This window comes from Nocardioides sp. CPCC 206347, assembly GCF_048654605.1.
In the GTDB taxonomy this organism is placed as follows: Bacteria; Actinomycetota; Actinomycetes; order Propionibacteriales; family Nocardioidaceae; genus Nocardioides.
This window is the reverse complement of record NZ_JBMCYZ010000001.1, coordinates 708447-725930: the sequence shown is the minus strand read 5'-3', so window position 1 is coordinate 725930 and position 17484 is coordinate 708447. Positions and strand designations below refer to the sequence as shown.

The 17484-nt window shown below is 69.7% G+C and carries 15 protein-coding genes; 7 read left to right on the top strand and 8 right to left on the bottom strand.

All coding sequences use genetic code 11. The features are described from left to right. Positions 1–155: 155 nt before the first annotated feature. Positions 156–6035: a MobF family relaxase gene (gene mobF / locus ACOACQ_RS03445; RefSeq protein ID WP_378596998.1), complete on the bottom strand. Its 5880-nt coding sequence runs from the start codon at positions 6033–6035 to the stop codon at positions 156–158. 300 nt (positions 6036–6335) lie between these two features. On the opposite strand from mobF, the gene ACOACQ_RS03440 reads away from it, so the two are divergent. Next, positions 6336–6713: a hypothetical protein gene (locus ACOACQ_RS03440; protein WP_378596997.1), complete on the top strand. Its 378-nt coding sequence runs from the start codon at positions 6336–6338 to the stop codon at positions 6711–6713. Further along, positions 6706–7218: a hypothetical protein gene (locus tag ACOACQ_RS03435; protein ID WP_378596996.1), complete on the top strand. Its 513-nt coding sequence runs from the start codon at positions 6706–6708 to the stop codon at positions 7216–7218. Before ACOACQ_RS03440 ends, ACOACQ_RS03435 begins: the two co-directional genes overlap by 8 nt. 259 nt (positions 7219–7477) lie before the next feature. On the opposite strand, the gene ACOACQ_RS03430 is transcribed toward ACOACQ_RS03435, so the two are convergent. The 5 genes from ACOACQ_RS03430 to ACOACQ_RS03410 form a co-directional block, all read right to left on the bottom strand. Beyond that, positions 7478–7711: a hypothetical protein gene (locus ACOACQ_RS03430; protein WP_378596995.1), complete on the bottom strand. Its 234-nt coding sequence runs from the start codon at positions 7709–7711 to the stop codon at positions 7478–7480. Beyond that, the gene (locus tag ACOACQ_RS03425; protein ID WP_378596994.1) at positions 7708–7953 is read right to left on the bottom strand and encodes a hypothetical protein; all 246 of its coding nucleotides are present in this window, start codon (positions 7951–7953) and stop codon (positions 7708–7710) included. Before ACOACQ_RS03425 ends, ACOACQ_RS03430 begins: the two co-directional genes overlap by 4 nt. Further along, positions 7950–8237: a hypothetical protein gene (locus ACOACQ_RS03420; RefSeq protein WP_378596993.1), complete on the bottom strand. Its 288-nt coding sequence runs from the start codon at positions 8235–8237 to the stop codon at positions 7950–7952. Before ACOACQ_RS03420 ends, ACOACQ_RS03425 begins: the two co-directional genes overlap by 4 nt. An 82-nt stretch (positions 8238–8319) precedes the next feature. Continuing rightward, positions 8320–9324, bottom strand: coding sequence for a DUF932 domain-containing protein (locus ACOACQ_RS03415; protein ID WP_420287612.1), 1005 nt, complete (start codon positions 9322–9324; stop codon positions 8320–8322). Positions 9325–9439: 115 nt separating this feature from the next. Next, positions 9440–10999: a ParB/RepB/Spo0J family partition protein gene (locus tag ACOACQ_RS03410; protein WP_420287611.1), complete on the bottom strand. Its 1560-nt coding sequence runs from the start codon at positions 10997–10999 to the stop codon at positions 9440–9442. A 310-nt stretch (positions 11000–11309) separates the two neighbouring features. On the opposite strand from ACOACQ_RS03410, the gene ACOACQ_RS03405 reads away from it, so the two are divergent. The 5 genes from ACOACQ_RS03405 (at position 11310) to ACOACQ_RS03385 (ending at position 14358) form a co-directional block, all read left to right on the top strand. Beyond that, entirely contained in the window at positions 11310–11768 is a 459-nt protein-coding gene (locus ACOACQ_RS03405; RefSeq protein WP_378596989.1) for a hypothetical protein, read from the top strand. A 309-nt stretch (positions 11769–12077) separates the two neighbouring features. Further along, on the top strand, positions 12078–12470 hold the full coding sequence (locus ACOACQ_RS03400) for a single-stranded DNA-binding protein (RefSeq protein WP_378596988.1): 393 nt from the start codon (positions 12078–12080) through the stop codon (positions 12468–12470). 17 nt (positions 12471–12487) lie between these two features. Next, entirely contained in the window at positions 12488–13525 is a 1038-nt protein-coding gene (locus ACOACQ_RS03395) for a DUF4192 domain-containing protein (protein WP_378596987.1), read from the top strand. Positions 13526–13538: 13 nt separating this feature from the next. Then, entirely contained in the window at positions 13539–13694 is a 156-nt protein-coding gene (locus tag ACOACQ_RS03390; RefSeq protein WP_378596986.1) for a hypothetical protein, read from the top strand. Further along, a complete protein-coding gene (locus ACOACQ_RS03385; RefSeq protein WP_378596985.1) occupies positions 13687–14358 on the top strand; it encodes a hypothetical protein in 672 nt (223 codons plus the stop codon). Before ACOACQ_RS03390 ends, ACOACQ_RS03385 begins: the two co-directional genes overlap by 8 nt. A 304-nt stretch (positions 14359–14662) precedes the next feature. Here the strand turns inward: ACOACQ_RS03385 and ACOACQ_RS03380 are convergent, their stop codons facing one another. Together ACOACQ_RS03380 and ACOACQ_RS03375 are read right to left on the bottom strand one after the other, a co-directional pair. Then, positions 14663–16345: a TIGR02391 family protein gene (locus tag ACOACQ_RS03380; RefSeq protein WP_378596984.1), complete on the bottom strand. Its 1683-nt coding sequence runs from the start codon at positions 16343–16345 to the stop codon at positions 14663–14665. A 30-nt stretch (positions 16346–16375) separates the two neighbouring features. After that, positions 16376–17461: a DNA cytosine methyltransferase gene (locus ACOACQ_RS03375; protein ID WP_378596983.1), complete on the bottom strand. Its 1086-nt coding sequence runs from the start codon at positions 17459–17461 to the stop codon at positions 16376–16378. Positions 17462–17484: the final 23 nt, after the last annotated feature.

The window sequence follows — 17484 nt, the reverse complement described above, 5'->3', positions numbered from 1 at the left end:
GACGATGTCCGCGGCGGTAGCGACGCTGTACCGAGGCCATCGCACATCTACGCCCGGCATTGCAGCGTCACTCTGGGCTATGTCGCAGGTCTGCACGCGGCTGCCTCGCATGTCTGACAGCTCTTTGTTGTGGATCTCACGCCTGTGCTCGGGGCCTACCGGCGGAGACTGCGGCGCACTGGGTTCGAAGAGCCAAGCTCTTGTCCAGTACCCGCGTCGCGCCGGAGCCCCGGGGCGTCACGGTCGGTGGCTTCGGCGTCGTGTTCGCCGAGTCCAACCTGCCGAACGAGCCGGTAGCGCAGTTCGCGGGCCGGGCTGTCACCTAGGGGTGCTTCGGCGACCAGGGCGCGGGTGGCGGCGCTGACGTCATGGCCTTGCTCGTGGGCCTGCTGCAGCATCGCCGCGGTGGCCGGCCAGTCGCCCTGCTCCACCAGTCGCGGGTCGAGCTCGCGGGCCAGCGGCGCCCAGCGTTCCGCCGGCGACTTGGCGGACGCGGCCTCGATGCGGGCGCGGACCTCGCTGCTGCTGTTCAGCTCGGCCTGGGCGGCCTTGCGGGGGTCGGCGTCCCACGCCTTGACGGCGTCGCGCAGGTCCCGCCGCGACTGCAGTTGGGAGAGCTGCAGTCGGGCACTCACGTGGTTGGTGCCCGGCGCCCAGGCGCGGCTCGGCCGGGCCGCAAGGACCCGCATCGCGGCCACGCGGGCCTGCTCGGGCGCGAAGTTGTCGAGCCGCTCGGAGAGCAGTTGGTCGCCCAGCGTCTGGCCGCTGGCCAGCGCCGCAGTGAGGGCCGCGGGGCCGCGGTGGGCGAGCAGGTCGGCCGGGTCCAGGCCCTCGGGGAAGCGGGCGTAGCCGGGGTCGAGACCGTGCGGGGTGAGCATCCAGAAGTCGCGTTCGGCCGCGACCTGGCCGGCGAGGTCGGCGTCGGTGGCCACGATCGGGTCGCGGCCGATCGTGGCGAGCTGGGAGGCCTGCTCGTCGGTCAGTGAGGTGCCGAGCGGGGCCACGCCGAGGTAGCGGCCGGCGCTGGCCAGCGTGACCGCGATCGCGTCCATGGGGCCCTCGACGATGACCGGGACGGCGCCCTCGGCGAGGAGCTCGTCGACGACGCCGTACAGCTGAGCGCCCTTGTGGAACAGCGGGGTGTCGGCGGTGTTCAGGTACTTCGGGCCGCCCTTGTCGGCGTCGGTCAGGTCAGGTCGGCGTCGGCCGACGAACCCGAGCACCTCACCGTTGTGGACCACCGGGAACATCACTCGGTCCCGGAACCGGTCGATCAGTCGGCCGGTGCTGGCGGTGGTGGCGACCCCGGTGGCCCACATCTCGGCGTCGCTGACGCCACGGTGGCGTAGGTGGTCGACCAGGTTGGTCCACCCGGCCGGCGCCTGTCCTGGACGGAAGTGCTCGTGCCCGGCGAGGTCGATCCCGAACCGGTCGGTGAGGTAGTCGCGACCCCACGAGTCGGTGAACCGGGACTCGAAGAACGCCTGCGTGATCTCGTTGATCTCGAGCATGCGCGCGCGGGTGACCGGGCTGGCCGCGGCCTCCTGCTCCCACTCGTAGACGCGGCGAAGGTATACGTCGGTGGGTTCCAGCGGAGTGGCGTTGTCGCGGCTCAGCTCAGAGAGGAGCAGCTGCCATTCGATGTCCTGCTCCTCGTCGAGGACGGGTTCGGCCGAGACGTCGATGTCGCTGACATGGTCGGCAGCGTCGATGACCTGATCCGGCTCGGGGTGGTCGACCATGGGGTCGCCGTCGGCCTCGAGGTCGTGCGGGAGCGGCCATTCGATGTCGTCGGGATTGTCGACCAACGTGGGCGGGTCGGGCTCGACGCCGTCCCACAAGTCCACCGGCGGCTCGTCGAAGTGGTAGTCGTGCTCGTGCTCGTCGGGGATCGGTTCGAGCGCGATCGAGGTTCGCCACACCAGCGCCTGGCACTCGTCGACGTCGTCGGAGGGCAGGGCGGCGGACCCGGCCGACAGCAGGGCTTCGAGCCGCCAGCCGCGCTGCAGTCCGTGGTCGACGTTGGAGACCAGCGCAGGCCACCAGGCGCTCGCCTGGATGCGGGCGGCCCGCTCCTCGCCGAGCAGTTCGGGCAACTGCGCTGCCCAGCTGGTGGTGACCCCCTCGCCGTGAGAGCCGTCCCCGACCTGGGCGGCCACGGCGGGCGAGAGGTGGCGTGCCATGCGCCACCACAGCGCCGCCGCGGCGTGCTCGTCAGGAAGAGGTCCGGCCCCAGTGTCACCCGCCGCGGCGGTGCGGAGCAGCTGGTGGGCCTCAACGCCGGCGCGCGACATGGCCGCGAGCCGTTCGGCCAGGAGCGGGGTGAACTCGTCGCCGCGCACCTGCGGGGCCAGAGAGTAGAGCAGCTGGCGCCATTCCTTGAGCGCCGGGGTGTGGTCGCCGGTGATGCGACGGTTGAGCCGTCGCTGGTAGGTGGAGGAGGCCTTCTGCAGCTGCGGCGCGCCGGTCGGGCGACGGTCGTCGACGGGGACCTGCATGGCCGCTCGCCAGACCTCGACGTCGGCCACAGTGTCGGTGTCGGGTCGGATCCCGTTCTGCGCCCAGGACGGCAGCGACGTCTGTGCCCCGGCCCGGCCGCGGACCTCGTCGGCGAGCTGGTCGACCAGGTGAGCGCGCTGGTCGAGGTAGGCACCCCAGTGCGGGTCGTCGGCCAGTCGCTCCGGGACGCCGGGCATCCAGGGCAGTGGGCCGGTGCCGGCGTTCCGCATGCCGGAGGCGTCCAGCCGCCAGTCGAGCACCGCGGCGCGGTCCTCGGCCGAGACCAGTTCTCGGTCGCTCGCGGCCGTCCGCAGCGCCTCCACGGGGTTCTCACCCGCGGCGCCAAGCAGCAGCAGATGGGCGCGCAGCGTGGGCCAGGCAGCCTCATCGGACAGGCCGGGGAGCAGCTGGTCGACGGTGCTGTCCAGGGCCTCGACGACATCGGGACCGACGCTCGTTCGAAGGAGGTTCTCGGCGGCGACGTAGAGGCTGTCGAGGTAGCGCTGGGCTGCCTCACCGAGCCGGGTGGCGGGGTCGGCCTGCTCGCGGATGAGGCTGGTCGCGGACCGCTGTGCGTCGTCGCGGGCCAGCATCGACTCGAGGATGTCGGTGGGGGTGAGCGGACGGACCAGGGTCGGGTGGATCACCGAGTGCGGGTCGCCGTCCCCGACGACCTCGAGGTAGACGTGGTTGCCGCTCTTGCCGCGGGTGAGCATCGTGTAGAGCTGCTGGCGCGACTCGTTGCCGGTGGCCAGGCCGTGCATGGTGTCGGCGGTGACGCCCTGGGCGGTGTGCACGGTGCAGGCATAGCCGAGCTCGGTGGAGGCCTCGACGTACTCACGGGGGAGGCGGACGGTGCGGCCGTGCTGGGTGTGCTGCACGGTCAGGTCGCCGCCCTCGTGGAGGTCCAGGACGGTCCATCGGTCGCCGTTCTTGACCCAGTCGGTGGCCGAGGTGCGCAGCTTGCGGTCGTTGGTGCGGGTGATGATCAGCTCGCCAATGCTGGTCTCGTTGCCGTCGGCCAGGCGCCGGGTCGGGCCGACGCTCGCGGGGTCGGCCCCCTCGAGTCGGTGGGCGCGGGCTTGCTGGTTGAGCTCGCTGACCAGCTCTCGGGTCGGGGCGAGCATGATCGCGTCCAGCCCCGCTGCACGGTCGGCCTGCCAGGCCGCGAACACGTCCTCGGTCATCGTGGCCAGGTCGCCCACGTGCACCCGGTCGCGGTCGAGGTAGAAGCCCAGGGCCTCGCCCTTGCCCTCGCGCAGCGCCAGCGAGGCGGCGCCTTCGGCCGGGTCGGTGAACCGCACGAGTTCGGTCAGCTGCAGCGCGCCGTGGGTGGCGCGGATGTCGCGCAGCACGCCGCCGGCGCCGATCGCGGCGAGCTGCTGGTCGTCGCCGACCAGGCGGACACTGCCGCCGCGCTCGAGGACGTGCTGCACGGCGATGTCGAGGGAGAGCGTGTCGGCCATGCCGGCCTCGTCGATCACCACGAGCGTCTGGGGGCCGATGCCGGCGACCCAGTCGGGGGCATCGCCGGTGATCAGGGAGTGGGTGAGTTTGGCGAGGGTGTCAGTCTGGGTGTCGATCTGGGAGCCCATAGAGACCCTCAGCGCGTCCGCGGCCGCGGCGGAGGGGGCGAGGCCGATCACGCTGCCACCGCCGTCGGTCCAGGCCTGGGCGAGCGCCCGCATCGCGGTGGTCTTGCCCGAGCCGGCGGGCGCGATGGCCAGCTGCAGCCGGGCGCCGGAGGTGGCCATCTCCCTGACCAAGGTGGCCTGGCCGGCGTTGAGGGTGACCCCGTTGGCTTCGGACTCCAGAAGCGCCAGGGCGACGTTCTGCTCGTCGACCGCGTAGCCGTCGCGGCGGCCGGCGGCCTCCACGAGGCGCTGTTCGGCGGCCAGGACCTTGCTCGAGGTGAACAGGTGGACGCCCCCGACGGTGTAGACCGAGGCGCCGTCCAGCTTGCGCAGCTCGGGCGGCTCGGAGATCTCGTCGAAGGGGCGAGTGATGCTGACCGAGCGGCCGTCGAGGACCTCGCTGACCAGCAGGCCGACGACGGTGCTGACCTGGTCGGTGGGCACGTTGGCGGCCCGCACCTGGCGCTGGGCCTCGGCGTAGACGTGCCAGTACTGCCAGGTGGCGCGACCGCCTTCCATCGTCGTCACGATCCGGTCGCTGGTCTTGGCGAACCACGCCGCGTCGGCGACCGGGACGGTCCCGGCGGCGGTCGGGTTGATTGCGCCGTGGAGCATCTGCTGGAGGCCTCGCGGTGAGCCGAGGACCTCGACCGCCTCGCGGTTCCAGGCCTCCCGCTGCTCGGCCAGCGAGCGGGGCTCGTGCTTGGCCTCGCGGGTCTCCAGCGTGGCCCGCTGGGCCAGCTGCAGCGTCTCGATCGGTGTCGGCGGGCGGCCGTGGGTCGCCTGGAACTCGGCGGCCAGCTCCTTGCGGCGGGCCTCGACGCTGACGCGGCGCTTGGAGAAGCGGTGGTTGAGGTCGGGGTCGACGCCGACGATCTCGCGCACCGGCCGCTTCCGGGCGTCGGGATTCGGCCGTTCCGCGAACCGCACCCCCAGTGCGTCGCCCAGGTGCCGCTCGAGCGCGGTGTTGAAGGTCTCCGAGGCAGAGACCTTGGCCTTGTAGAGCAGCCGGCCGTCGATCGCCAGCCACTTCCCGTCGCGGGTCTGGACCTTGTTCGCGACCGCGACGTGGGTGTGCAGATCCGGGTCGCCGGCGCGGGAGTCGCGGTGGGTGAACGCCGTGGCCAGCAGGCCGCGGACGTCGACCTGGCGGATCCCGTTGGTGCCCTGTCGGGTGAACAGCGCCTTGGTCTCGATGAAGTCCAGCGCGTCCTTGATCGCCGCCTGGTGGGCCCGTTCGATGACCGCGGCGGTCTTGGGGTCGGCCAGTGCCCACAGCGTGGAGACGCTCTTCACCGGCGAGAACGTGAGGTCGTATCCGGCCACGGCGTTGGTCTTAGGCCGGGAGTGCTTGGCGATCGTTGCGGAGAGCTCGCGCGCGTCGGCAGGCTCGCGGCCGTGCTCGGCCCGGAAGAAGTCACGCCCGACCTCGGTGCGGATCCGCGCCCGCTCCTGAGCTGGGACCGGCCAGTCGCCCGGCAGTCCGGCGGCCTCGTTGACGGCCGTAAGGCGCTTAGCGACCTCGACCCGGAAGGCGCTGACGTCGTTCTCGTAGACCTTGTACGGGGTGCCGAGACGAGCGGCAGCCTTGTAGTCGGCCTCGGTCGGGCTCCCGACGCCGGCGCGCCCGACCCGCAGATCCAGCTCCTTGGTGCGCGCGGTGGCCAGCGGGTGGTGCCCGGCGCCGAACAGGTTCTGCATGTGGTCGGCGGTGACGACGTCGCCGGCGTCCAGGCCCTCGATGGCCTCCATGCCGGATCCGACCCACACACCGGGGGTCTCGCCCTTCTCGGTGTAGTAGCTCGCGAGCCCGACGTGACCCTTGTCGGTGGCGTCCATCGCTGCGACCTGGCGGGTCAGGTAGTCGTACCCCGACCCGGCCGTCAGCTTGTGGAGGCTCATCGTCACGGGCACCTACGTCCGATCGGGGCCTCGGAACGATCAATTTCGCCGGGAAACTTCGTCTGTTCTTTCTATTCGGCTAACCGGGAATGCACTAGGTGTGTGGAGGTTGGAAGGCGGGTGAGCGTTTGGGGGGACATCGGGGTGCTCGGGGGTGGCTGAGGGGTGTCGGTCTGAGGGCGTTGGACGGTGAGAACTCTGGGGGGCTGGAAGGTTTCTCGGCGGTAGTGATCGCTCGGGGACCGGGACTTGACGTAGGTGACTGTCAGAGTCCTATCGACACAAGTGAGGGATGAGCAGATGAGCCAGCAGACGATGCGCCAGAAGGCCCGACGTGACGCGCGGACCGTGACGTCGAAGCGACGCGCTGCACTCTTGGAACGGGCCAAGCGGCTGGAAGACCTGGCGGTGCAGGTGATGACTGCGATCGGTGAGCGGGACGCTGCGGTGGCGGCAGCAGAGCAGCGGGCCGGGAACGCGCTGCGCGAGATGACGACGGTCGAGGGCGTGACACTGCGCGAAGCCGTCGAGTGGTGTGGCGACCAGATCGGCGTACGGGAGGCGACGCGGCTACGTCGGCTGGCCGACGACGACCAGGACGACGGCGCGACCGCGACGATCACAACGACGGCGACCGCCGAGAGTGGGGGAGCGGGTGCCGGTACGGCGGTTGGATGACGCCGGCCTCGCGGCAGTCGCGGCGGCGATCGCGGACCCGAGGGCGCTCGTCCGCTATCGGGCCAAGGTGGCGACGGTGCCGGGAAGTGAGTGCCTGTGGTGGACCGGCGCGGTGGCGGGCCGGTCCGAGCGTGAGGGCACGGACGGCGGCGGGCATGGCCGGTTCTGGTACGCGCCGGGGCGGGTGATCATCGCGCACCGGTTCGCGTTCGCGGTGATGAACGGCGTGGACGCGCTCGCGCAGGCGCGGCTGCTGGGGCACCGGTGTCACAACCCGCTGTGCCAGCGCATCGCACCCGATCACGTGGTGGTGTCGAGCGCGGCGCAGAACCGGCATGAGTGGGCGGTCCAGCGGCGGCTGCCCTACAGCCCACTTGCTGACCCGCGCGGGCCGCGTCGGCGGGCACGGGAACTGCGCGACCTCGCGCGTGAGGACCCGCAGCTAGTGGCCGACGACCTCGCGCGGCTCCAAGAGCTGCTGGGCGAGCAACTGACGCTGTGGTGACCGGCAACGCGTCGTCACCACAGCGCCGCCTGGACTCCGGCACTAGCCGGTGCGTGCTGGGCGCAGTCGGTGGCGATCAAGTGGCGGCCGTCGCTGGTCGACCAGCACATCGAGTCCAGGCAGGCGTAGTGCTCACACTCGATCCGAACCAGCGGAGGTCGGCCCGTGCCGATGACCCCGGATAGGAAGTTGATCCGACGCAAGGGCCGCCCGCAGCGGACACAGCGCTGCGGGCGGCCTGCGTGTCGACGGGCCACGCTCACCCGGCCTCGGCAGCGAGGTCGAGCCGCGCGGATGCGGCGGTGGCTACGGCGGTGATCCGCGCGGCGAGCGCTCGCAACTCGGCGGGCGTTCCTTGGATCGCGATCACGTCGTCCTGGGCGAGGGTCAGGACCGGGCGGCGGTGCTGGCCAGCACCCACCCAGTCCTCGCCGGGGGTGAAGATCTGGACGCTGGTCTCGGCGGCGGCCAGCCATTCGATGTGCGCGCTCATGACTGCTCCTGGTGGGTCGGGGTGGTGCGGTGGGCGTACTCGGCGTGCAGGGCGTCCAGCGCCGTGGCGACCCTGGACAGGGCCGCGTCCAGGTGGGCGCGGGCGGGCTCGGGGGTCCAGCGGCAGAGGTCGCGCAGTCGGTGCTCGACCACGATCAGGTCGCAGGCGACCTCGCTGAGGGTGCGCTGGTCCTTGGCGGCGCTGGCCTTGGTGTCGGCGGGGGTGGCGGTCGGCTGGTTCATCGCAGCACGTCCTCGACGGCGCGGCGCTTGGCCTCGTCGAGCGTGGGGGTGTTGATGGCCCAGTGCTGGCCGTACCCGCCGTCGATGTCGGCGTAGAAGCCGGGCGCGAGGTAGGTCGCGTGGTCGCCGGGGGTGATCCGGATCAGGTACGTGCGACCGTGGGCGTGGACGCTGGCGGTGTGCTCGGTCCAGCGGCCCGGCCAGCGGTCGTCGGCGTCGACAGCGTGCCACTCGACGGGCGCGGCCTGCGACGTGGTGTCGGCGGCGGTGGTGGTGTCGGTCATGGCTCCTCCTCCTGCGGTTGGGCCGGTGGCGGGCCGGACTCGGGGTCTCAGCCCGCCACCGGAGGAACTGCGTGGTCGGCGCTCAGGCCGGTGCGAGCGCGGTCCAGGCGCGGCGCTTGATCCGGTCGGGGTCGTCGCTGGTGAGCACGCGCGTGGCGCGGGCTGCGGCCTCGTCGCCCTTGGCCCGGACCGGGGCGTAGTGGTCGACGTACTCCGCGACGGCCTGGTAGCCGGCCCACGCGGTGTCACGGATACCGGCCTGGGTCTCGGCGTCGGCGAACAGCCAGTGCAGCCGGGAGCGGCGACGGCGCTCGGTCTCGCGGACCCGCTTGGTGGCACCTGCCTCGGCCTTGCCGAACGTGGCGTCGATCAGCGCGTCGAACGCGGCGTCGGTCACGGTCTGCTGGATCAGCCGCTCGGCCTCGACCTGGAACGCGTCGATGTAGGTGAATGTCAGCCCGAGCGCGTCGCGGGCGGCCTGGACGGCGGCCTTGGCGTTGCGGGTGTGGCGGATCGAGAACGACGACTCGTGGTTGCGCAGGGCCCCGCTCTGGGTGTTCGCGCACACGACGCGGACAGGGGTGACGAGGATGCGGAACGCGCTGGTGCCGTCGTGGCTGTTGAGCGCGGCGATGTTGAGGTCGACGCGGTCGGTGCCGCCGACCGTGAGCGAGTTCGGCAGCTGCATGGTGATGAACACCTGCCGTCCGCCGCGCAGGGACCCGGCGGTGTCGAAGATCGCGCCGGACTCGTCGGCCAGCAGGTTCAGGAACTCGGCGTGGTCCTCGTTCTGCAGCGGGGTGTAGCCGCCGCCGACGACGCCGAGCGCCTCGGGTGCTCCGGTGAACGGGTTGGTGCGCACCGTGGCGAAGCCGGGGACCTCGATGGCGGTGACGCCGCCCTCGCTGACCTCGGCGGTGGTGAGCGGCAACTTGCGGACGTCCCAGCCGCCCAGGTGGCCGAGCCTCATGGCCTCCTCGGCGGTGAACGCGCGGTCGCGGACGGTGGTGCCCAGCCGGTGCCAGGCGTCCTTGCGGGCGAAGACGGCTGCTGCCTGCATGCCGTGGGTCTCGATCTCGTGGGCCATGTCGGGGTCCTCCCTGTGTCGGAATCAAACGATCTGAGTTCATTCTATGGTTTCTATTCCACTGTGGGCGGTTCTCCACAGGAAGAACCGCCCACAGGGGGAGGGGTGGAACTGATCAGGCCGCGCTGTCACTGGCCTCGGAGTCGGTCTCGTCGGTGGCCTCGGCCTCGACGCTGGCGGGCTCCTCACCCAGCAGGATCCGCTCGACCTCGCTCGGCTCGTAGCCCCACTCCATGAGCGCGCCCAGCATCCGGGCGTCCCAGTGGGACGGGTTGCGCCACGAGTGCTTGCCGGTCGTCGCCTCCCACGCCGAGACGACGGCGGCGAGGGTGGTCATGGTCGCGGCCTTCGGCGTGCTGGCCTTGGTGGCGATGTTGGCGACCTCGCTCGCGGAGTCCCAGCGCGACTTGTCTGCGCCGTGGTCGAGCAGGGTGCGCAGCATCGGGTGGTTGGCCTCCATGGCTTTGTAGAGGAAGTGCTGGCCGGTGACGACGGCCTCGCAGATCAGGGCCTCGGCTCCCTTCGGCGCGGTCTTGCGTGCCAGGAACCCGGCCAGCCACTCGCGGCGCACCGTCTCCGCGCTGGCCCAGGCCTTGTTGTTGGCGATGACGCGGCGGCGCTCCTCGCGGCGGGCCTCGGCCTGCTCCTGGCTCTCGCCGTCGTCGCTGGTGCTGCCGGTGCCACCCGCGCCGATCTGCCCGCGACGCCGGAGGCCGGAGGCGTCGAGGTCGGTGACGACCCACACGGGCACGTACTGCTGGTAGGGCTCGGCGGCCTCGTACTCCTCGTCGTCCTGCTCGCTGGCCTCGTGCTCGTCGGTCTCGTCGTACTCGTCTTCGGGGTAGACCCACTCCTTGACGACCTGGACACGGGCACCGGGCACGCTCGGCCACTCCTCCTCGGGAAGCGGCTCGCCCTCGGCAGTGACCAGCCGCTCGATGCGCAGCACCTCGTCGGCCTCCGCGACATCCTCGGCGCTCAGCACCGGCAGGCCCTCGTCCCGCAGCCGCTCGACCTCGGCGGCGTCGGCCTCCCGCTCGGCAGCCTCGTCGCGGAGTCGCTGGGCCTCGTGAGTGAGCGAGCGTCGCCAGCGCTTGGCGTTCTCCAGGCGCTCGGCGGCGTCGGGGTCGTGCTCGAACTCGGCGAAGATCGCGGCCTCTTCCAGCGTCAGGTCACCGGCGTCCAGCCGGTTGCGGCTCTGGTCGGCCTTGGTGACCGCGAGGGCAGCGTTGACGGTCGGCCGGGCGATGCTGGTCCGCTTGGCGATCTGGGCGGCGCTCACGCCGAGCAGGGCCAGCTGCTCCACGCCCGCGACGATCTCGGTCTCGCGCATCGCGGCGCGGTGGATGTTCTCGACCATCTGGTCACCGATCCTGTCGGCGTCGGCGGGCTGGGGGACGACGCGGGCCGGGATCAGGCCGGTGGGGGTGCCGACCTCGGCGGCGGTGACGGTGCGCCGCTGGCCGCGCAGCAGGACGTACTGCCCGTCTTCGTTGCGGTAGACCGTCACGGCCTCCAGCACGCCGCGCTCCTTGATCGACTTGCGGAACTCCTTGTGGTCGGCGCGCAGGTCGGTGCGGACGTTGGTGCCGACGATGATGTCGGCGGGGTCGATGTGCAGGAACTCCTCGGCCTCGGTGGCGGTGTCGGTGGGGGTCTGGATGGTGTCGGTCATGCAACTGTCCTCCGTGAGTAGAATAGAAAGAACTGACAGGGCTAAGCCTGCCAGCGGGGACCGACGCGTACCCGCCTTCGGGCCGGACCTGTGGAAAGGTGGGCACGGCTCCGAGGCTGGGGAAAACTCCGCTCGGCGGGCGCGACCTCGGCTGCGGTGGCGGGGCGCGACTGCTCCCCTTGGATGCTGGACAACGGAAGGAAGGCGCGACGGTGGGAACAGCTGGACACGGCCCCGACCGGGAATGCAGCGGCGTTGGTGTTAGCCGCTGCAGTTCGACGCCGGCGGACGAGACCAGGGGAGTGACCAGGTGACGAGCCAGACCACGATTCCAGTGGGGATCTACTGGAAGCCCGGCATCTGGGACCTGGCCAGGTCGGCCTACGTTGCCGACCTGGACACCGACCCGGAGTCGCCCGGCGCCTTCGTCGGCTGGCTCGCCCGGGCGCTCGAACTGCACGCCGGACGCTCCCCGCAGCAGCGGGCCGAGCTCGCCGCGGCCGCCGAGCAGCACCCGGCCCAGGTGAGCACCAGGAAGAGCTTCAACAAGAAGCACGACCTGCCAACGTCCACGATCGAAGCCGTCGAGGACGCGATCGTCGAGGACCGCCAGGAGCTCGGCCGCGTCGTCGCCCGATCGGCGTTCGCCCAGGAGGCCGTGATCGCGGCCGCCGACGAGGCCCGCCGGCGTCTGGGTCGAGAGCTTCCCCCGCCGCCGCAGAAGCTCAGCAACCGACCGCCGCGGCGTCGGCCGGCGCGCCAGGGGTGAGCTCGACGCCGCGCTCGAGCACGGCATCCGCGGCTACTCTCGGGCGCACGCCCCGATCCGGTACCCGAGAGCCGGATCGGGGCGTTCTGCTGCCCGGGCCCGCCCGGGCCCTTCTGGTGCCGGCACCCAATCGCCCCGGGGCGCTGCCCGGCGACCTTGGGTGCTGACCACCTTGTGCCTGCTGACGAGGAAGATCCGGCGGCCTGCGTCGCTCGAATTGCTGCGAGGTGATCGCTGCGGGGCGTCGATCCGACCTAGGTGACTGCGGACCCGTATCCGCGGTGTTCCGCAGCCACCGAGGAGGAATCCATGTCAACGACCGTCACCTTCGCGGGGAACCTCGCCGAGGACCCCGAGCTTCTCTCCACCCACGACCAGAAGCCGTTCGTCAGCTGCCGAGTCCTGGTCAACCGCCGGATCCAGAACGAGGTGGGGGAGTGGGTCAACGACGAGCCCACGCCGCACAACGTCAAGGTCTACGGCTCCGCCGCCACCCACGTTCACGACAGCTGCGGCTCCGGGGACCCGATCATCGTGCACGGCCTCGAGCGCACCGAGATCTGGCGCGACAAGGAGACCGGCGAGAAGCGCACGAAGAACGTCGTGGTGGTCGACAACCGCTTCGGCGAGGTCGGGGTCTCGCTCAAGTTCGTCTCCGCCCGGATCGAGCGGGTCGAGCGCGCCGCGGCCCAGGCCAGCTGAGGATGGGGGCCGGCCCGATGGATCTCGTCGTACAGTCCCCAGACGAGCTGCTCGCAGCGATGCCCCACGTCCTCGGCTTCAAGCCCGAGGAGTCGATCGTCCTGGTCCCGTTCGGGCCAGGCCTGCCCACTACGCGCGTCGACCTACCCACGACGGCCAGGGACAGGGAGGAGGTCTGGGACGCGCTGAGCGGCCCCTACGGCCGGCACGCCCGGCCCGGTGCCCGCGTCGGCATCGTGTGCATCACCCAGGACCGCCGCAGCGCCGAGCTCGCCAGCCATCACCTGTCCAACCGGCTGGAGACCGTCGGCATCGCCACCCACCTTCGGCTGTGGGCCGACGGGGAGCGCTGGCGGGAATTCAACACCGGTGCCACAGGTCTGCAGACCCAGGAAGCGGCCGAGCGGATCGCCGCCGCGACGGTCCTCACCGGCACTGTCCAGCCGGCGGCTAGCCGGGCCTCCCTGGCGGCCTCGCTGGTCGGGGACCGGGAACCGATCGCCCAGGTCCTCGAGACGGCCCGGGCATCCGCGGCATCGAGCACACCCAGCGCCGAGCAGGACTGGGCGCTGGACCGACTCGGGCAGTTCCACGCCGACGGCAACCGCCTCTCCGACGTCGAGGGCGCCCGGATGCTCGTGGCGCTGGAGACGATCAGCACCCGCGACGCGCTCTGGGAGGACATGAGCACCCAGAACACCGCCTCGCACATCGCTTTGTGGGGCGACCTGACCCGCCGTGCTCCGGACGAGGTCCGCGCCGCCTCGGCGTCGATGCTCGGCTTCGCCAGCTGGCTGCGCGGGGACGGAGCCAAGGCCTGGTGTGCGCTCGACCAGGTGCCCGTCGACCGGCCCTACTCCATGGCCGCCATCGTCGCCTCGGCCCTGCAGAACGGCCTCCATCCCCGGGAGTGGGAGCGCCACCAGGCGCAGATGCGCGAGGTCGCCAGCGAGCTCGACGAGTCGTTCGTGCCGAAGCCGCCTGGCGGCCATCACGCGCAGCGGGACGTCCCGCGCACTCAGCCCACCACTGACCGGCTGGCTCCCGGCCGCTGAGGAGGACATCTCGATGGACGAGCAGGACAACACCGCCACCCAGCAGAGCGTCACCGAGCGCCAGCTGCGCCGCCTGGTCGTGCCGGCGCCCGCCGCGTACGACCCCAGCAGGCGCATCGACGTCATCCACGAACCCGACCTCGACCTTCTGTGGGGTCCGGATGAGTAGCGCCCGCGACTTCGAGGCCCCTGATGGCGAGCTCGGCCGATGGATCGACGCTCGGACTATCGAGCTGCTTGAGGATCTGGAAGAGCACTGGGGAGGTCGCTTTGACGAGGCACGAGCCCGCGAACTGGTGACGGCGTACCTCGGGCTGCGTGGGTCGACCGAGGCCCTGTCGGAGGAGGATCGATTCTCCCTTCTCAACGGCGCAGCTATGGCACTCCTCGGCGATGAGTACCGACCGCCTTCGCCGACGTCGGAGTTCAGTGCCCCGGTCGATCTCAATGCAGGATTCAACGCGTTGGCCTCGCTGAGCATCGCCGCGCGTGACTGGCATCGCCACCACGCTGAGGTCCCTGATGCCGAAGGCCTTCAAACGACCCTGGTCCAACTCCACGCCTGGATCGACGCACTCGCCGACACGTGCTTCGAACTGGCCGAGCAGCTCGAACGGCTCATCGTCAGCGAACAAGGCGAGTTCGACGACTCCGTACTTGTCACCGCCCAGGTAGCCACGACCAGCGCCGACCTCCTGGATTCCGTAGCGGACCGCGCCGAACGTGAATACCTCGACACAGATGATTCGAAAGATCAGTGGGCCGCCATAGCGGCTTGTGCCAGCCTCCGGACAAGCGTCGATGACCTACGCCAGGCGACCGGAGCTCCGTAGACGAACGAACCCGACTCGCCAGCAACCCCGACGAAACCGAGCCGTCGACTGGCTCCGCACCCCGCGCGGCCCGAAGTGGGTGTTCCCGGTGGCCGTCGTTGCAACACCCGCCTACATCGGAGCGATGGCCGGCTGCATCCACCTCGCCACCCGACCCGGGCTGGGCTGGCTCAACGGGCTGGTCTTCCTCTTCCTCTGGACGCCGCCAAGTTCGCTTGGATAGGAACCCTGAGCCCGGTGCTCGCCGTCGCATCGTTCAGGTGCACACGCGGGAGTCGGATGGCCATGTAACGAGTCCACTGATCTACGGAGTGAGCACCGCGTCGTCGAGCCGTCGGCGGAGATGAGACATCAGGCTGAGTGCGTCGAGGCAGTCCTGGTGGCTGATCACCCCGAGGGACTTGATCGTCTCCAGCGTCTCGTGTGAGAGCGGATTTCGGAACGCTGACCAGATGGCTTTGGACAGCTCACGCTGTCCGTTCTCGAGATTCGTGGCGGAGGCGCCAGAGATCGATGGTGTCCCGGAGCGGAAAGGGGATGTGAAGTTCAGGCGTGGCCCGGAACCGTCACCCAGCGCCTTGCCGAACAGGGATGCCTCGGCTTCGTCAGGCAGGTTCGCCGCGGATCGAAGATCGGCAACATATTGCTTGCAGGCCTCCAGGAGCGCTTGGTAATAGTCGCCAGCCTTGAAGTAGGTCTCGCAGGCGGTCTGGATGCTGGGATGTAGGTGGCGCCAGATCAGATCTGCGTACGGCGGGGCGATTTCCTTCAGGCTCTTGACCGCCTTTCCGCGGTCCTCGTCGCTCATGTCGGTGTCGTCTGACTCGATGATATTGATGAGCTCCCGGAGTGGCTCCTTCTCGGGACCCTGCACGGTGTCAGCCCAGCCGTCAGGGTCAACCCCTGTCTCGTCTTCGATCTGCTTCTTCTTCTTGGCTGCCCGAAGTTGTCTGCGCAGCTGCGCAACCTCCTCGACCATGCGCTTGAGCAGCGCACGAATCCTCGCTGCATCTGCTTGGTCCCAGTTGACGGCTCGGCGGTCCGTCGCAACGACGTCGGGCTTGATGGCGTCCAGTCCGTCGACGGCGATGTAGCCGGTCAGATATGCATAGGCATAGCTAGAGTCCGAAGCGCCGAAGAACTCGGGCTCGTTCACGAGTCGTCCGTTGGCATATACGGCCACACCGCGCATCTGCGTTGGCAATGGCTTCTCGGCCGCGATCACGATGCCGACCACGCCGGCGCTAGACAGGTCCTGCGAACTCTCCGGCAGGTCGGAGGGGATGTCCCACTTGAACTCGCTAGCGACCGTTGAAACCCGGAGCTCCCGAGTGACCGGGATCTCCGACCCATCGCGGCCGATCACCTTGAGGTCGACCTCGCTGTCGCTGTACTGGAACAGCCGAGAGAGGCTCTCGGCGAGGTCTGCTGGCGAAATGTCGCTGGAGCGAGTCAATCGCGAGACCGTCACCGAGGTCCCGTGCGTGGACGGCTCAGCGGGCTCGGACCCTGAGGTCGGCTCGTAATCTCCGTCGTCGGTGCCGATCAAGGCTTCCCAGTTCATCGTCACGATGAGGCGTTCCGCTTGGCCTTCACGGGTCGTCGAGACTTCGATTTCGTGGCCGATGCCGAAGAGTGCCAGCTTGCCCAAGCCCTTCTTGCCAGAGACCGTTCGCTTGCCGCTCTCGGACTTGGCCGTGGCCGATGTCCCACGCCGGTTCCGGCCGATTCGCAGGTACTTATCACGGACGTCATCGCGTGACATGCCATGCCCATTGTCCTCAACCACGATGCGTTGCGACTCACCGCTGCCGATGACATGAACGGAGATCTCGGTGGCGTCGGCGTCGTAGGCGTTCGCGACGAGTTCGGCGACCGCGTTCGGGAGGCGTGAGTACATGTTCGACCCGAGGTGCTCGATCGTGTGCGGGTCGAACTTGAGGACGAGATCGTTAGCGGTGGAGTCCGCAGGAGCGACGTCAGTCATGCTGGTGCGAGGGTAGTCGGAGGCCGCGGGTCATGCGGCGTCGAAGGCCGAAAGCAGATGCCCGCCGATGGCCTTGCCGAGTGGGATCGGCACAGCGTTTCCGATCTGCCTGGCGATGGCTGTCTTGGATCCCACCCACTTGTAGGTGTCACGGAAGCCTTGGATCCGGGCCGCTTCGTGATGCGTGAGCGCGCGGGGTTCCGATGGATGCAGGTAGCGGCCCTTTTCCGGCTTGAAGAACTCCGTTCGGATCGTCACCGACGGTCGGTCCCACCAGAGTCTTCCCATGACATCGCCTGAGCCGGTCGTGTGCTTCAGCCAGCAGTCCGACTTCAGGCTGTCGGGAAGCTTGAAGCGGTTCTCGCCTTCCTTGATGTAGGCGAATCGCTTCAAGGAGATCTCCTCGTAGTGGCGCGTCAGGTGGAGTTCGTCCGTGCGGTAAGTCCCGGCCAGGGACTTTCCTGCGAACTCGTGCTCGCGGTCCGGGAGATTCCGCCGTCGGACCTCGACCGGAAGGTTGCTGAGTGCCTGGCGCAGTGTTCGCCAGTTGGCGGGATCCTTGAACTGAGACTTGATCTCGGGAAATCCGGGGTGCGGCAAGTCCTTATGGTGTCCGATCAGGATCACGCGCTTCCGGACCTGGGCCGCCCCATACTCGGCGGCATTCAGAACCTTCGCTTCGAAGCTGTACTCGCGTAGCGCGCCGTTCGGTCCGCACAACTCCTTGAACTGTTCGAACTGCGGTGACTCCAGGAACCGCGGGACGTTCTCCAGCACGAAGAACTTCGGCTGGGCCTGGACGATTGTTTTTGCGTAGTACTCCCAGAGGCGGTTCCGCTCGTCGTTCACATTCTTCTTGCCCAGTGCTGAGAATCCTTGGCATGGAGGACCGCCAATAATGAGGTCGGCAGACGGGACCTCCTCGGTCGCGAGCCAATCCTCGATCGCGCCGGCGAACACCTTGGCCTTGCCATGGTTCGCCTCATACGACGCGGCTGCGGGTAAGTCGAACTCAACTGCTCGAACTGTGGAGTAGACCCGAGTGGCGGTCTTTGCCGCGGAAGCGCGCTTGAAGCCCTCGCTGAGGCCGCCCGCGCCGCTGAAGAGGTCGAGCACGCGTACATGGGCGCGCGACGCCG

Excerpts from the sequence above, each read along its gene's own strand:
- ACOACQ_RS03425 (WP_378596994.1), bottom strand. The coding sequence starts at position 7,953 with ATGAACCAGCCGACCGCCACCCCCGCCGACACCAAGGCCAGCGCCGCC.
- ACOACQ_RS03390 (WP_378596986.1), top strand. The coding sequence starts at position 13,539 with ATGGACGAGCAGGACAACACCGCCACCCAGCAGAGCGTCACCGAGCGC.
- ACOACQ_RS03420 (WP_378596993.1), bottom strand. The coding sequence starts at position 8,237 with ATGACCGACACCACCACCGCCGCCGACACCACGTCGCAGGCCGCGCCC.
- ACOACQ_RS03430 (WP_378596995.1), bottom strand. The coding sequence starts at position 7,711 with ATGAGCGCGCACATCGAATGGCTGGCCGCCGCCGAGACCAGCGTCCAG.
- ACOACQ_RS03440 (WP_378596997.1), top strand. The coding sequence starts at position 6,336 with ATGAGCCAGCAGACGATGCGCCAGAAGGCCCGACGTGACGCGCGGACC.
- ACOACQ_RS03400 (WP_378596988.1), top strand. The coding sequence starts at position 12,078 with ATGTCAACGACCGTCACCTTCGCGGGGAACCTCGCCGAGGACCCCGAG.
- mobF (WP_378596998.1), bottom strand. The coding sequence starts at position 6,035 with ATGAGCCTCCACAAGCTGACGGCCGGGTCGGGGTACGACTACCTGACC.
- ACOACQ_RS03380 (WP_378596984.1), bottom strand. The coding sequence starts at position 16,345 with ATGACTGACGTCGCTCCTGCGGACTCCACCGCTAACGATCTCGTCCTC.
- ACOACQ_RS03395 (WP_378596987.1), top strand. The coding sequence starts at position 12,488 with ATGGATCTCGTCGTACAGTCCCCAGACGAGCTGCTCGCAGCGATGCCC.
- ACOACQ_RS03385 (WP_378596985.1), top strand. The coding sequence starts at position 13,687 with ATGAGTAGCGCCCGCGACTTCGAGGCCCCTGATGGCGAGCTCGGCCGA.
- ACOACQ_RS03415 (WP_420287612.1), bottom strand. The coding sequence starts at position 9,324 with ATGGCCCACGAGATCGAGACCCACGGCATGCAGGCAGCAGCCGTCTTC.
- ACOACQ_RS03410 (WP_420287611.1), bottom strand. The coding sequence starts at position 10,999 with ATGACCGACACCATCCAGACCCCCACCGACACCGCCACCGAGGCCGAG.